We start from the raw sequence: 12,989 nt of genomic DNA, 5'->3' as shown, positions 1-12,989 counted from the left end.
GAGTGTAGCGGATCCCGTCCATTTCCCAAGACGGAACCGTGCAAATCTTCACCGGACTGTAACGAAATGGGTAGTCGGCGTTTCGGCCTTCGACTCGGCGTCCGACCGCCGCGCCTCAGCTCTCCAGCATGCGGCGCAGCAGCTCGACGTCCTCGGCGAAGGCCGGGTCGGTGGCGCGCAGCTCGTCCACCTTCTTCACCGCGTGCATGACGGTGGTGTGGTCGCGCCCGCCGAACTTGCGGCCGATCTCCGGCAGGGAGCGGGCGGTGAGCTGCTTGGCGAGATACATGGCGACCTGGCGCGGGCGCGCCACCGCGCGGGCGCGGCGGGCCGAATGCATGTCGGCGACGCGGATGTTGTAATGCTCCGCCACGCGCTTCTGGATCTCGTCGATGGTGACGCGCCGGTCGTTGGCGCGCAGCAGGTCGTGCAGCACCTCCTGCGTCGTCTCCAGCGAGATGGAGCGGCCGACCAGGTCGGAATGGGCGACGATGCGGTTCAGCGCCCCTTCCAGCTCGCGCACGTTGGAGGTGATCTTGTGCGCCAGGAACTCCAGCACCTTGATCGGGATCTCGGCGCGCAGGCTGTCGGCCTTCTGCTGGAGGATGCCCAGCCGCAGCTCGTAGGTGGTCGGGTGGATGTCCGCCACGAGGCCCCAGCCGAGCCGCGAGCGCAGCCTCTCCTCCATCCCCTCGAGGTCCGACGGGCTCTTGTCGGCGGAGATGATGACTTGGCGGTTCTGGTCCACCAGCGCGTTGAAGGTGTGGAAGAACTCCTCCTGGGTGGAGTCCTTGCCGCTGATGAACTGCACGTCGTCGATCATCAGCACGTCCACCGAGCGGAACTGCTGCTTGAAGGCCATGGTGTCCTTGAAGCGCAACGCGCGGATGAACTGGTACATGAACTTCTCGGCCGAGAGGTACAGCACCTTGCGCGAGGGGTCCTTCTTGCGGATGGCCCAGGCGATGGCGTGCATCAGGTGGGTCTTGCCCAGCCCGACGCCGCCATAGAGGAAGAGCGGGTTGAAGGTGACGGCGCTGGCCTCCGCCACGCGCTTGGCCGCGGCGTGGGCCAGCTCGTTCGGCTTGCCGACGACGAAGTTGTCGAAGGTGAAGCGCGGGTCGAGCGCCGCCGTGATGGCGTCGCGCCCGTCCAGCATCGAGCCGATGGCCGAGGGCGACTCGTCCGACGCGCCGATGGTCTCGTCCGTGTAGCCGGAGCCGGTGTAGGCGGTGGCGGAGGCGTCCTCCGGGGGGGCGGGGCGGGCCGGCGGGCGGGCGAAGCGCTCCGGGGCGGGTTCCTCCTCCCCGTCCTGGTCATCGCCGGGCAGGGCCTGGGCGGCGGAGCCGCCATTGCCGGCGCCGTTCGCCGCGGGGGCGGCGGGGGGCGGGGCGGCCGCGGCGACGACGATGTCGATGGACTGGACCTCGGGATTCTCCATGGACCAGAGCGCGCGGATGCGGTCGGCGTAATGGGTCATCACCCAGTCGCGCATGAAGCGGGTCGGCACGAGAATGCGCAGCTCCCCGCCGCGCAGGCCGCCCACCGACAGGGGCTGCAGCCAGCTGCGGTAGGCCGTCTCGCCGATTTCGTCCTTGAGGCGCCCGCGGATGCGGACCCATTGCTGATCCAACGACGACACGCCGACCGACATGCTTCCCCAACTCCCCCGCTCGGCCTTCCCGTCCGGCTGCCGCCGCGGAAGAGCGCCGAAGGGCTCACCGCGAGGGGTCGCAACCGTTCGAGAAGACGCTTCCCGGAATGGTCCCGCGCCCTATCCGCGCGGGGCGCACGCCCGGCATCTCCTTACCTGGGAAGAGTCCCCGGCAAGTGTTCCCCCCGAAAGACTCGATAGGCGAATGCCCCACCGCCATGACAGCGCTACCCCGTTGGGGGAATCCGGGATTCCACCATCGCAACGCCGCAGGTTTTAAGGTTGGGGCAATCCCCTGGCCGGCGGTCGCCACGCGCGTCGCGCATGGCCGCGGCCCGAACGTCTTCCGTCCCGCACCGGCGGGCGCCGGCCCGTCCCTCGGCCCTTTTCGGCCAGGACGACCAACACCCTCCAGACACGGATCGAAAGTCTAGTTGCGAGCCTGTCCCAAGGCAATGGGACAGAAGGCGAACAGCGAAAAACTACACAGTGTTGCCGAAACACCCCAGGATTCGCCGGGGATTCGAACGGAGCAGAAGAAGCCCAGGGCCCTGCCGTTCAAATCTTGGAAACGATTTCCCGCAACGCAAAAAGCCGCGCACCAATATTGGGCGCGGCTTTTTTTGACACCGATGAAGGCTTAGAGAGCCTTGATGCGGGCCGAAAGGCGCGACAGCTTGCGCGACACCGTGTTCCGGTGCAGCACGCCCTTGGTAACGCCGCGCATCAGTTCCGGCTGCGCCAGCTTGAAGGCCTCGGCGGCGGCGGACTTGTCGCCGGTCACGAGGGCGTTCTCCACCTTCTTCACGAAGGTGCGGATGCGGCTGATGCGGTTACGGTTGACTTCCGTACGACGCTCGGTTTGACGGATGCGCTTTTCAGCAGACTTATGATTGGCCATGAAAACCCTACTCCGGACGACACGCCTGTCCCAATGCGAGGGCGCCTTATACGCCCGGAGGAAATGAGAGTCAAGGCACCCGGAATTACTTTGCCTGGACCGGGTCCGGATCGGTCAAGGCGCTCCTTAGACTCGCGGCCTCCCCTTCCTCGACCGTCTCCTCCAGCCCCTGGACCGCGCGGCAGCCGGTCCCCTCGATGACCGAGCGGAGCAGCGCTTCGTTGGCCGGCCCGCCGCCGCGGGTGGGGTGGTCGAGATGCATCACCACGTTGGCGAAGTCGCCCAGCTTGCGCCGCAGCCCGTGGCGCAGCAGCCGGACCACGAAGTCCGAGTCCTCCTGCCCCCAGCCCTGGTAGCGCCCGTCGAACCCGTTCACCGCGACGGCGTCGCGGCGCCAGACGCCCATGTTGCAGGTCTGCACCCGGCGCCAGTCGTCCGGGCGGCGGTGGCGCAGCGGGCCGAGCGGCAGCTTCAGGAAGCGCAGGGGGCGCGTGCAGCGCCCGGCCAGACCATGCAGCATCCAGGCCGCCCGCCCCTGCCCGGCGTCGCGCCGCCCTTCCAGGAAGTCGCGGGTCATCGGCGCCCGCAGGTAGGAGCGCTTGCCGGAGACGAAGCACCCCTCCTCCGCCAGCGCGCGGTGGGTCCGCACGAAGTCCGGCAGGACGAAGCAGTCGCCATCGATGAGGATGAGATAGTCGCCTTCGGCCGCGGCGATCGCCCGGTTGCGGATGGCGGCGAGGCGGAAGCCCTCGTCGGGGTGCCAGACATGCCGGACCGGCACCGGAGCGCCCCGCCCCATCGCCTGGACGAGGTCGCGCGTCTCGCCGGCCGAGCCGTCGTCGGCGACGATGACCTCGAAGCCGGGCCGGTCCTGGGCCAGCAGCGACGTGAGCGAGACCCGGAGCGCCGCCGGCCAGTTGTAGGTGGAAACGATGACCGACGTCTTCACGGGAGCCATGCCGGCCTCCAGGGCAGCGGACCCGGACGGGCCGGGGCGGATCGGGCCGCAGCTATAGCCGCCCCGCCCGGCCGCTGTCCAGTCGCGCCCGCTCTCCAGCCACGCCCGCCGCCTCAGCCGCCGCTCAGCGGTTCTTCCAGTCGGGCTGGCGCTTCTCGGCGAAGGCGGACATTCCCTCCTTCTGGTCCTCGGTGGCGAAGGTGGAATGGAAGAGGCGCCGCTCGAAATGGATGCCCTGGGCCATCGTCGTCTCGTAGGCGGCGTTGACGGCCTCCTTCGCCATCATCACGGCCGGGCGCGACAGCTTGGCGATCTTCTCCGCGACCTTCACCGCCTCCTCCACGAGGTCGGCGGCGGGGACGACGCGGCTCACCAGGCCCGAGCGCTCGGCCTCGGCCGCGTCCATCAGACGGCCGGTGAGACACATCTCCATGGCCTTGGACTTGCCGACGAAGCGGGTCAGCCGCTGGGTGCCGCCGGCGCCGGGGATGGTGCCGATGGTGATCTCCGGCTGGCCGAACTTCGCGGTGTCGGCGGCGAGGATGAAGTCGGCCATCATCGCCAGCTCGCAGCCGCCGCCCAGGGCGTAGCCCGCCACCGCCGCGATGGTCGGCTTGCGGCACTTGGCCAGACGCTCCCACTTCGCGGTGATGAAGTCCTGGCTGTAGACGTCCATGTAGCCGAAGCCCGCCATCTCCTTGATGTCGGCGCCGGCCGCGAAGGCCTTTTCCGACCCGGTCACGACGATGCAGCCGACGGCCTCGTCGGCCTCCAGCGCGTCGAGCGCCTGACCCAGCTCGGTCACGAGCCGGTCCGAGAGAGCGTTCAGCGCCTTCGGGCGGTCGAGCGTGATCAGGCCGACGGGCCCGCGGGTTTCGACTTGGATCGTGTCGTAACGCATGGTTCGGTCTCGCTCCCGGACGGACGGCGCGTCCCTGCGGGACGGCCGTGCCGCGTTCTGGTCGTTGGTTGAGGGTTCAGCGCGGGCTGAGGGTGAAACGCACGAACGTGCGCGCCGGTCTCACCGGCGCGCCGCGCGGCTCCACGAATTCGAGCCGCAGCTCCTCCCCCTCGCGGGCGTACTGGGTGTCGGCCAGCCGCGTCCAGCCGAGCTGCGGCAGGGAGCGGCCGTAGAAGGTCAGGATCGCCCTGCGCTCCACCGGCCCCTGGAGCAGGGCCTGGGCGATGCGGCCGGACGGCTTGTCGAAGACCAGCGGCTCGGATTCGGCCGGGGTCAGCCCCGGCATGGCGGGAACGTCGCCCAGCCCGGAGACGAAGGCCTCCTCGGCGGCGGCCGTCGGGGCCGCCCCGGCGGCCAGCGCGGGACCCGGCGGCCATGGCACGCCCGCGCCTGCGAGGGCGAGCCCGGCGAGCAGGAGGGCGGCCGGGCCGGGCCTGGCTGCCCTGAACGTGACTGGAAATTCCGTCATGCGGGCAAGTCTATCAGCGCTGGCGCTGCGGACAATAGAAAGTCGAACGGCCGGACTGCACGATGCGCCGGATGCCCCCCGTCTTCGCCATGTCGCACGTGCAGCCGGGACAGGGCTGCCCCTCGCGGTCGTAGACGGTGAACTGGTGCTGGAAATAGCCCAGCTCGCCCGAGGCCTGCCGGTGGTCGCGCAGGGTGGAGCCGCCGGCCTCGATGGCGCGGGCCAGCACCGCGCGGATGGCGGAGGCCAGCCGGTCGGCCTTGGCGCCGCTGACGGTGGAGGCGATCCGGGTCGGGCTGAGGCGGCTGAGGAACAGCGCCTCCGACACGTAGATGTTGCCGAGCCCGGCGACCACCGTCTGGTCGAGCAGCGCCGCCTTGATGCTGGTCATCTTGCCGGCCAGCCGCTGGGCCAGCACCGGCCCGGAGAATTCGTTGCCCAGCGGCTCCGGCCCGATGGAGCGCAGCAGCGGGTGCTCGCCCAGCGCGTCCTCCGTCGTCAGGTCCATCAGCCCGAAGCGGCGCGCGTCGTTGAAGGTGACGACCGTCCCCTCCTCCGTCTCCAGAACCACATGGTCGTGGGCGCCGAAGCTCTCCGGCCGTCCTGGCGACACCACCATGCGGCCGGACATGCCGAGATGGGCGATCAGCACGGTGCCGTCGTCCATGTGCATGAGGATGTATTTGGCGCGCCGCCGCACCGCCTCCACGCGCCGGCCGGTCAGCCGCTCGCAAAAGCGCGGGGGAAAGGGGAAGCGCAGGTTGGGGCGGCGCTGCTCGACCCGCCGGAGGGTGCGCCCCTCCAGATGCGGGGCGAGGCCGCGGCAGACGGTTTCGACTTCGGGAAGCTCGGGCATGGCGAGAAGGTGCGCGCTGGGCAGGGGCCGCGCAAGCCCCCGCGCAGCACCTTTCCCGCCGGGCTCCCGCCAGGCCCGGATCAGACGGCGCCGGTCCCCGCGGGGATCGCCTCGAAGGTCATGGCGTCGATCGTGAAGCTGCCGTCCGGCTCGATGGCGAAATGGGCGCGGGTCTCGGCCGGCGCCAGCGCCTGGAGCGACCGGATGGCCCGCGCATGGTCCGGCGGCGTGCGGGTGCGGGCGGTCCAGGAGGCAAACTCCATGCGCATCCGGCGGCGCGTGGCGCCGGTGACCGTGAAGCCCGCGCGGGCGAGCATCCCCATCCATTCGGACGCGGCATAGTCGCGGACGTGGGAGGGGTCGCGCAGCAGCTCCACCGCCTGGAGATGCGTGTCGAACAGGGGTGTTTCCGGGGCCACCACGTCGGCGAAGACCGCCAGCCCGCCGGGGGCGAGCACGCGCCGGGCCTCGCGCAGCCCAGCCTCCGCGTCGCGCCAGTGATGGACGCTGAAGCGGCTGACCACCGCGTCGAAACCGCCGTCGGGGAAGGGAAGAGCCTCCGCCGCCCCCTGCCGCACGGCGATGTTGCGCAGCCCGCGTTCCCCGGCCGTGCGGGCGACCGCCTCCAGCATCTCCGCCGTCAGGTCCAGGGCGACGACCTCGCCGGCGTGCGGCGCGGCCCGGTAGGCGACATGGCCGCCGCCGCAGCCGAGATCGAGCAGGCGGGCCGGAGCGCGGGCGCGCAGGATCTCCGCGATGCGGTCCAGATCCTCGCCCCCGGCGTGGACCGCGCTGGACACATAGTCGCCGGCGCGGGGGCCGTACTGGTCCGCGACGACCGCGTGATGGCTGCCGGTCATGACCTTGTCTCCTCTTTCGGACAGGCTTCTTGGAAGCGGGCAGCCTCGCTCGCCGCTTAGACCGGTACAAGAGGGATGTTTATCCTGGTATAAAGCCTGCCACCATGCCCGCTCCCCCACGCCCCAAGCCCGGCTCCTCCACCACCGCCCCCGACGACGGGCGGCGGCTCCTGGGCGCCTTCCTGCGCTCGCACCGGGAGCGGCTGACGCCCGCCGAGGCCGGCATCGCGGGCGGCCCGGCGCGGCGCCGCACGCCGGGACTGAGGCGGGAGGAGGTGGCCCTGCTCTGCGGCCTGAGCCCGACCTGGTACACATGGCTGGAACAGGGGCGGGGGATATCGCTGTCGCCGCAGGCCCTGGCGCGGGTGGCCGGCGCGCTGCGCCTGACGCCGGCGGAGCGCGCCTATCTGTTCGAGCTGACCGGCCGGCGCGATCCGGACGGCCCGGTCCCCGGCGCCGAGCCGCCGCCGCCCGTGCTGCTGGCGGCGCTGCGGGCGATGACGGTGCCGGCCTATCTGCTCGACCGTTTCTGGAACGCGCGCGGCTGGAACGCGCCGGCCGGGCGGCTCTTCGCCGGCTGGCTCGGCCCCACGGAAAAGGAGGGCGCGGAGGAGGCGGGCTTCGAGCCGGCGAGCGGGGAGCCGAACCTGCTGCGCTACGTCTTCCTCGATCCGGGAGCGCGCATCCTCATCCCCGGCTGGGAGGGGCGCGCCCGCCGCCTGCTCGCGGAATTCCGCGCCGACACGGCCGGCCGCTCCGCCGCCCCGGAGTTCCGCGCGCTGGTGCGCGGCCTGCGGGAGGCCAGCCCGGCCTTCGCCCGCTTCTGGGAGGATCACGGCGTGCTGGAACGGGAGGGCGGGCCGCGCGCCTTCCGCCACCCGGAGGAGGGCGGCCGCCTGTACGAGCAGGTCACCCTGACTCCGGCCGCCGCCGGCGGCCACAAGCTGGTGATGCTGATCGGCTGAGCCCGGACCGCCCTCCCCCTGGATCCGCGCGCGGAGGTTGTATGGCCTTCGACCAGTCATCACCCGCTCACTGGACAGGGAAAGGGGCTTCCCGATAGGGTGGGCCAACTTTCCCGCGACACCGACCATGCCCCCGCGCCACGCCCAGACCGCTTTCCCCGTGTCCCGGACCCGGACGTCGCCATGACCCTGATGGCGCGGCTCTACCTGCTCGTCCTGCTGGCGGTCACGCCGGCAACCGCGCTGCTCTTCTACAACGACTGGAACGACCGCCGGCAGCGGGAGGTGGCGGCCGAGACGGAGTCCCTGCGCTACGCGCATCTGATCTCCGGCGAACTCGACCGCATCGTCGAGGGTATCCGCGCCCAACTCGACGCGGTGGTCGCGACCCCGGCGGTGCAGGATTTCCGCGACCCGGACTGCCGCGCGTATCTGAACCGGCTGGAGGACCGCAACCCGGCCACGACATCCGTCTCCGTCTACGACCTGGACGGCAACCGCCGGTGCAGCGACGTGGACCGGGTGAACATCACCGACCGCCCCTATTTCGCCGCGGCGCTGGAGTCCGGCGCTTTCGTGACCGGCGAGTATGTGGTGGGCAAGACCTCCGGCGAGCCGGTCCTGCCCTTCGCCCTGCGCATCGAGCGCGACGGCAAGCCGGTGGGCGTCATCGCCACCACCCTGCGGCTGAACTGGCTGCGCGGGCATCTCGCCGCCAAGACCGGCCATTTCCCCCCGCGCAGCTCCATCACGATCGTGGACCAGGGTTCCACCATCCTCGTGCGGCTGCCGAACCGCGAGCGGGAGGGCACGAAGCTCGTCCGCTACCCGCAGCTCCTCACCGCGCCGGAGGGCGGCGGCACCCTGCGCTCCACGGCGGAGAACACCGCCGACGGGGTGGCCCGGCTGCTCGGCTACACCTCGCTCAAGGACCCGCCCCAGGGGCTGGTGGTCGCGGTCGGCATCCCGGTGGAAGTGGTCTTCGCCGGGATGGAGGAGGTGCGGCTGCGCAACCTCCTCCTCCTCGGGCTGACGGCGCTGCTGGCCCTGCTGGCGGTGCAGGTCGTCGGCCGCGCCTTCATCCTGAAGCCGGTGTCCGGCCTGCTGGATGCCGCGGAGCGGCTGGGCCGGGGCGACCTCGCCGCCCGCGTCGCCGTGACGGCGCCCGACTCGGAGCTGGGCCGGCTGGGCGCGTCCTTCAACGGGATGGCGGCGGACCTGGAAAAGGCGCTGCGCCACAAGGACGTGCTGCTGCGCGAGGTGAGCCACCGCGTGATGAACAGCCTGCAGACGCTGGGCTCCCTCTCCGCGCTCCAGGCCCGCGGCATCCGGGACCCGGAAGGGCGCCGGCAGGTCGAGCAGACGGTGCTGCGCATCAACTCGATGGCGCTCGCCTACCGGCGGCTCCACGCGCCGGACGGGGTGGAGGTGGTCGATTTCACCACCCTGCTCCAGGAGCTGTGCGCCGATCTGCGCGCCTCCATGCTGCCCGAGGACAGCCCCATCCGGGTGGAGGCCGCCGCCGTGCGGCTGAGCCCGGAGCAGGCCATGCCGCTGGCCCTGGTGGCGAACGAGCTGGTGACCAACGCCGTCAAGCACGGCGGTGCCGCCCCCGCCATCACGGTCGAACTGGCCCGGCGCTCCGACGGGCGCGAGGGGAACGAGATCCGGCTGAAGGTCCGCAACCGCGGCACGCTGCCCGCCGGCTACGACCCGGCGGGGACGAAGGGCTTCGGCATGCGGATGGTGCGCTCCACCGTCGCCCAGCTCAAGGGCCGGCTGGAGGCCTCCTCGGCGGACGGCGAGACGGAATTCGCCGTCACCTTCCGCCCGACCGTGCCCCAGCCGCCCGTGCCGGCCACCGCCGACGCCGCCGGTCGGGAGGCGCGGGAACTGCCTCCGGTGGCGTGAGCCGGCGGGCGTTGGCCGCCCGTCAGGACGCCGGCCGGCGCGCCAGCAGGAGCAGCGCGCCGAAGCCGATCATCATGCTGCCGGACAGCCGGTCGAACCAGCGCAGCATGGCGCCGCCGCGCAGCCGCTCGCCCAGCTTGGCGCCCAGCCCGGCGTAGAGCGCGATGGCGACCGTCTCGAGCAGCAGGAAGCTCGCCCCCATCGCCGCGAAGCCGGACCAGTAGCGCTCCTGGTCGAGGAACTGCGGGAAGAAGGCGGTGAAGACCAGGATGGCCTTGGGGTTGCCGGACGCCACCAGGAACTCCTGCCGGGCCAGCGCGAGGAGACTGCGCCGGGGCTGTTCCCCGGCCCCCGCCACAGCCGGCGCGCCGGCCCGCAGGATGCGCAGGCCAAGCCAGATCAGGTAGGCGGCGCCGGCCCATTTCACGACGGTGAAGGCGAGTTCCGACGCCGCGAGCAGCGCGCCCAGCCCGAGCGCGGTCAGCAGGATCATCAGCGCGAAGGCGAGCGTGCGCCCCTGCGCCGCCAGCACCGCCCGCCCGATCCCCTCCCGCGCGCCATTGTTCAGCGACAGAAGGTTGTTCGGCCCGAAGGCGAGGTTCAGGGCGAAGCAGGCGGGGAGGAACATCATCCAGGTCTGGAGCGTCATGGGCTGACCTTCATGGGGCGGTTCTCAACGGACGGTCGGGAGGCTGGCGTGCCCGGAAATCTGCTCCCATTCGCCCATGCTGCCAAGCTATAAGCCTCAGGAGCGCTCTGAACGGCAAAGGCGATCCTTCGCCCCCTTTCGGCAGCAGAACTCGGAAGCCCTTGAATGCGCCCGGATGGGAAGCTAGATTTGTTTTTGGAGGTTCGGCCCATGCACGGCTTTCCGGCTTTGGCCAGGAAGAGGTGACATTGGCTTTACCTCCTTTTTCATTTTGTGCCTGATCAGTAGAACGGGTCGGGCAGGAAGAAGATGCCGTGGGATGGGACCGGCTCACCGTTCCGGCTTGCCTGTCTCTTGAATTGCAAGTCGTTGAGAATACCGCTGAAGTTTTCTGCTATTTCTGGCCTCGTGCTTCCATCGAAATTCCAGGTCGGCGCACGAAATCCCCAATTGATGCAGTAAAGTACAATGTCGGCCGCTTGAACGCCGACTGACATATCCGACGAAACGAACAAAGGTGCGGGAACGATCCACTCAGTCCGAGTACGTCCCGTTTGCGTTCGTGTGAAGTAGGCTTGCAGGCGATCGACGAAACGCCTGTCCTGCGCCTTGTCTGTTTCGTCCATGACAAGAAGCCCATGATCCCGTCTCTCCGACAGGAAATGGAAAAAGCGCTCCAGCAGAAGAACATGATCCCTGCGTAGGAAATGATCATAGGCATAGTCTGCGGGAGGCTTCACCCCCCGGGGAATTATGGAGGCAAAGACGACGGCATCGAAGCGCTTCAGTAGCAGCAAAATCTGAACCGCCATGCCGATGCAGGCTTGACCATAGGCGGTGAAATCGGAACGTCCGGGAGACTTCTTCTCCGCTGACAAGGCAAAGAAACGCCGAACTCCTTTTCGCCGCTCCTCGTCGGGCAGCTCTTCCGCCTGGGCGGACCACTTGAATCGGTCTTTGTCCAGCAGCTTGTAGCCTTTGAGTTCCGTCTTATGGTCGGCAAGCCGAACACCGAAGGTTTCCTGCTCCAGCCCGTGCCAAGCCTGCATGAAAGGCCAGATCTTGCTGGCATGGATCGCCACGCCGCCTCGGACCTCGGCGGGCATTTTCTTGTGATCGTGGCCCGATTCGTCCATGAACAGGAGCCAGGTCATTGCGCCGCCGCCAGTTGGTTCCATACAAACACTCGCATGAAGAACCGGCGGCATCGACCGAAAAAGCGTGGCTGAATTCGGCCTCGTTGTGCCCGCCCCCGCTGGCGGAAGCCTGGGCGGCGCGCTATCTTCCGGGCCATGAGCGAACGCACCCCTTCCGACAAGGACAAGACCACGGGCTTCGAGGGCCAGTGGTTCGGTTTCCGTCCCGTGGACCCCGACGCCAAGTCCGGGATGGTCCGCGGCGTGTTCAACAGCGTGGCGGGCCGCTACGACCTGATGAACGACCTGATGTCCGGCGGCATCCACCGGCTGTGGAAGGACACGCTGATGCAGCTCGTCGCGCCTAAGGCCGACATGACGCTGCTGGATGTGGCCGGGGGCACCGGCGACATCGCCTTCCGCTTCCTGGAGCGGGGCGGCGGGCGGGCCATCGTCTGCGACATCACGGAGGCGATGGTGCGGGTCGGGCGCGACCGCGCCTACGACCGCAACATCCTGTCGGGCGTGAACTGGACCATCGGCGACGCCGAAAAGCTGCCGCTCGCGTCCCGTTCGGTGGATGCCTATACCATTGCGTTCGGACTTCGGAACGTCACGCGCATCGACGACGCGCTTTCCGAGGCCCGTCGCGTGTTGAAGCCGGGTGGAAAGTTCTACTGCCTGGAGTTCAGCCACGTGGTCCTGCCGGTGCTGCGCGAGGTCTACGACCTCTATTCCTTCCAGATCCTTCCCCGCATGGGCCGCATGGTCGCGGGCGACGAGGACTCCTACCGGTACCTGGCGGAAAGCATCCGCCGCTTCCCCGACCAGGCCTCGCTCGCCAAGCGGATCGAGGCGGCCGGCTTCGGCGCGGTGCGCGTGCGCAACCTGACGGGCGGGGTCGCCGCCATCCATTCCGGCTGGCGGGTCTGACGCCCGTGATCCGCACGATCCGGAACCTCGTCCGCCTCGTCGGCATCGGCCGCACGCTGGCGCGGCACAACGCCCTGCCCGATTCGCTGTCCCTGGTGGCGCCGAGCTTCGCGCCCTTCTGGCGCATGGTCGCCAACAAGAAGGTGATGGGGCGCGACGGCCAGCGTCTGGCCCGCGCGCTGACGGAGCTGGGCCCGACCTACATCAAGCTGGGCCAGCTGCTCTCCACCCGCTCCGACCTCGTGGGCGAGCGGATGGCGACCGACCTCGCCGAGCTGCAGGACCATCTGCCGCCCTTCCCCGGCGCCCAGGCCCGCGCCATCATCGAGGAGGAGCTGGGCCGCCCGCTGACGGAGCTGTTCCTCACCTTCGACGAGGAGCCGGTCGCCGCCGCCTCCATCGCGCAGGTGCATTTCGCCGTCACGGCGGAGGGCGAGGAGGTCGCGGTCAAGGTGCTGCGGCCGGGCATCGAATACGCCTTCGAGCGCGACATCGGCCTGTTCCAGTGGCTCGCCGAATGGGCGCAGATCCTGATGCCCAGGGTCAAGCGGCTGCGGCTGCTGGAGGTGGTGGAGATCTTCGCCCGCACCTCGCGGATGGAGATGGAGCTGCGCATGGAGGCGGCGGCGGCGTCCGAGCTGGCCGCGAACTTCCGGGGCGACGAGACCTTCCGGGTGCCGCGCATCGACTGGGACCGCACGGCGCGCCGCGTCCTGACGCTGGAGCGCATCCGCGG

13 protein-coding genes are annotated in these 12,989 nt (G+C 69.8%); 4 read left to right on the top strand and 9 right to left on the bottom strand.

Annotated features, from left to right (window positions below; genetic code table 11):
* Window positions 1–115 precede the first annotated feature (115 nt).
* The 7 genes from dnaA to JUB11_RS20035 all read right to left on the bottom strand — a co-directional run bounded on the left by dnaA (window position 116) and on the right by JUB11_RS20035 (window position 6,659).
* Window positions 116–1,654 carry a chromosomal replication initiator protein DnaA gene (gene dnaA / locus JUB11_RS20065; protein ID WP_207460357.1) on the bottom strand — a complete coding sequence of 513 codons (1,539 nt, stop codon included), beginning with the start codon at window positions 1,652–1,654 and terminating at the stop codon, window positions 116–118.
* 640 nt (window positions 1,655–2,294) lie between these two features.
* The gene (gene rpsT / locus JUB11_RS20060) at window positions 2,295–2,555 is read right to left on the bottom strand and encodes a 30S ribosomal protein S20 (RefSeq protein WP_207460356.1); all 261 of its coding nucleotides are present in this window, start codon (window positions 2,553–2,555) and stop codon (window positions 2,295–2,297) included.
* A gap of 85 nt (window positions 2,556–2,640) precedes the next feature.
* Window positions 2,641–3,513, bottom strand: a complete 873-nt coding sequence (locus JUB11_RS20055; RefSeq protein ID WP_207460355.1) for a glycosyltransferase family 2 protein — start codon at window positions 3,511–3,513, stop codon at window positions 2,641–2,643.
* Between the two features lie 124 nt (window positions 3,514–3,637).
* Window positions 3,638–4,414 (bottom strand): enoyl-CoA hydratase, encoded by a 777-nt coding sequence (locus JUB11_RS20050; RefSeq protein WP_207460354.1) that lies wholly within the window; start codon window positions 4,412–4,414, stop codon window positions 3,638–3,640.
* 76 nt (window positions 4,415–4,490) lie between these two features.
* Entirely contained in the window at window positions 4,491–4,943 is a 453-nt protein-coding gene (locus JUB11_RS20045; RefSeq protein ID WP_207460353.1) for a hypothetical protein, read from the bottom strand.
* 13 nt (window positions 4,944–4,956) lie between these two features.
* The gene (gene mutM / locus JUB11_RS20040; RefSeq protein WP_207460352.1) at window positions 4,957–5,799 is read right to left on the bottom strand and encodes a bifunctional DNA-formamidopyrimidine glycosylase/DNA-(apurinic or apyrimidinic site) lyase; all 843 of its coding nucleotides are present in this window, start codon (window positions 5,797–5,799) and stop codon (window positions 4,957–4,959) included.
* Between the two features lie 80 nt (window positions 5,800–5,879).
* A complete protein-coding gene (locus JUB11_RS20035) occupies window positions 5,880–6,659 on the bottom strand; it encodes a class I SAM-dependent methyltransferase (RefSeq protein ID WP_207460351.1) in 780 nt (259 codons plus the stop codon).
* A gap of 104 nt (window positions 6,660–6,763) precedes the next feature.
* Here JUB11_RS20035 and JUB11_RS20030 point away from each other — a divergent pair, with 104 nt between their 5' ends.
* Window positions 6,764–7,624 (top strand): helix-turn-helix transcriptional regulator, encoded by an 861-nt coding sequence (locus JUB11_RS20030; RefSeq protein WP_207460350.1) that lies wholly within the window; start codon window positions 6,764–6,766, stop codon window positions 7,622–7,624.
* 183 nt (window positions 7,625–7,807) lie between these two features.
* Window positions 7,808–9,535 (top strand): cache domain-containing protein, encoded by a 1,728-nt coding sequence (locus tag JUB11_RS20025; RefSeq protein WP_207460349.1) that lies wholly within the window; start codon window positions 7,808–7,810, stop codon window positions 9,533–9,535.
* Between the two features lie 22 nt (window positions 9,536–9,557).
* Here the strand turns inward: JUB11_RS20025 and JUB11_RS20020 are convergent, their stop codons facing one another.
* Both JUB11_RS20020 and JUB11_RS20015 read right to left on the bottom strand, forming a co-directional pair.
* Entirely contained in the window at window positions 9,558–10,184 is a 627-nt protein-coding gene (locus tag JUB11_RS20020) for a LysE family translocator (protein ID WP_207460348.1), read from the bottom strand.
* Window positions 10,185–10,465: 281 nt separating this feature from the next.
* Window positions 10,466–11,338, bottom strand: a complete 873-nt coding sequence (locus tag JUB11_RS20015) for a DUF3800 domain-containing protein (protein WP_207460347.1) — start codon at window positions 11,336–11,338, stop codon at window positions 10,466–10,468.
* A gap of 138 nt (window positions 11,339–11,476) precedes the next feature.
* On the opposite strand from JUB11_RS20015, the gene JUB11_RS20010 reads away from it, so the two are divergent.
* Window positions 11,477–12,253 carry a class I SAM-dependent methyltransferase gene (locus JUB11_RS20010; RefSeq protein WP_207460346.1) on the top strand — a complete coding sequence of 259 codons (777 nt, stop codon included), beginning with the start codon at window positions 11,477–11,479 and terminating at the stop codon, window positions 12,251–12,253.
* A 5-nt stretch (window positions 12,254–12,258) separates the two neighbouring features.
* On the top strand, window positions 12,259–12,989 hold a 731-nt coding region (locus tag JUB11_RS20005), incomplete at its 3' end, for an AarF/UbiB family protein (RefSeq protein WP_348771472.1).

The organism is Azospirillum sp. SYSU D00513 (assembly GCF_017356015.1).
In the GTDB taxonomy this organism is placed as follows: Bacteria; Pseudomonadota; Alphaproteobacteria; order Azospirillales; family Azospirillaceae; genus Azospirillum.
Note: the sequence above shows the minus strand (reverse complement) of the source record. Positions and strands in the feature narration are given on the sequence as shown.

Coding starts and splice junctions, on each gene's coding strand:
- dnaA (WP_207460357.1), bottom strand. CDS start 1,654: ATGTCGGTCGGCGTGTCGTCGTTGGATCAGCAATGGGTCCGCATCCGC.
- rpsT (WP_207460356.1), bottom strand. CDS start 2,555: ATGGCCAATCATAAGTCTGCTGAAAAGCGCATCCGTCAAACCGAGCGT.
- JUB11_RS20055 (WP_207460355.1), bottom strand. CDS start 3,513: ATGGCTCCCGTGAAGACGTCGGTCATCGTTTCCACCTACAACTGGCCG.
- JUB11_RS20050 (WP_207460354.1), bottom strand. CDS start 4,414: ATGCGTTACGACACGATCCAAGTCGAAACCCGCGGGCCCGTCGGCCTG.
- JUB11_RS20045 (WP_207460353.1), bottom strand. CDS start 4,943: ATGACGGAATTTCCAGTCACGTTCAGGGCAGCCAGGCCCGGCCCGGCC.
- mutM (WP_207460352.1), bottom strand. CDS start 5,799: ATGCCCGAGCTTCCCGAAGTCGAAACCGTCTGCCGCGGCCTCGCCCCG.
- JUB11_RS20035 (WP_207460351.1), bottom strand. CDS start 6,659: ATGACCGGCAGCCATCACGCGGTCGTCGCGGACCAGTACGGCCCCCGC.
- JUB11_RS20030 (WP_207460350.1), top strand. CDS start 6,764: ATGCCCGCTCCCCCACGCCCCAAGCCCGGCTCCTCCACCACCGCCCCC.
- JUB11_RS20025 (WP_207460349.1), top strand. CDS start 7,808: ATGACCCTGATGGCGCGGCTCTACCTGCTCGTCCTGCTGGCGGTCACG.
- JUB11_RS20020 (WP_207460348.1), bottom strand. CDS start 10,184: ATGACGCTCCAGACCTGGATGATGTTCCTCCCCGCCTGCTTCGCCCTG.
- JUB11_RS20015 (WP_207460347.1), bottom strand. CDS start 11,338: ATGACCTGGCTCCTGTTCATGGACGAATCGGGCCACGATCACAAGAAA.
- JUB11_RS20010 (WP_207460346.1), top strand. CDS start 11,477: ATGAGCGAACGCACCCCTTCCGACAAGGACAAGACCACGGGCTTCGAG.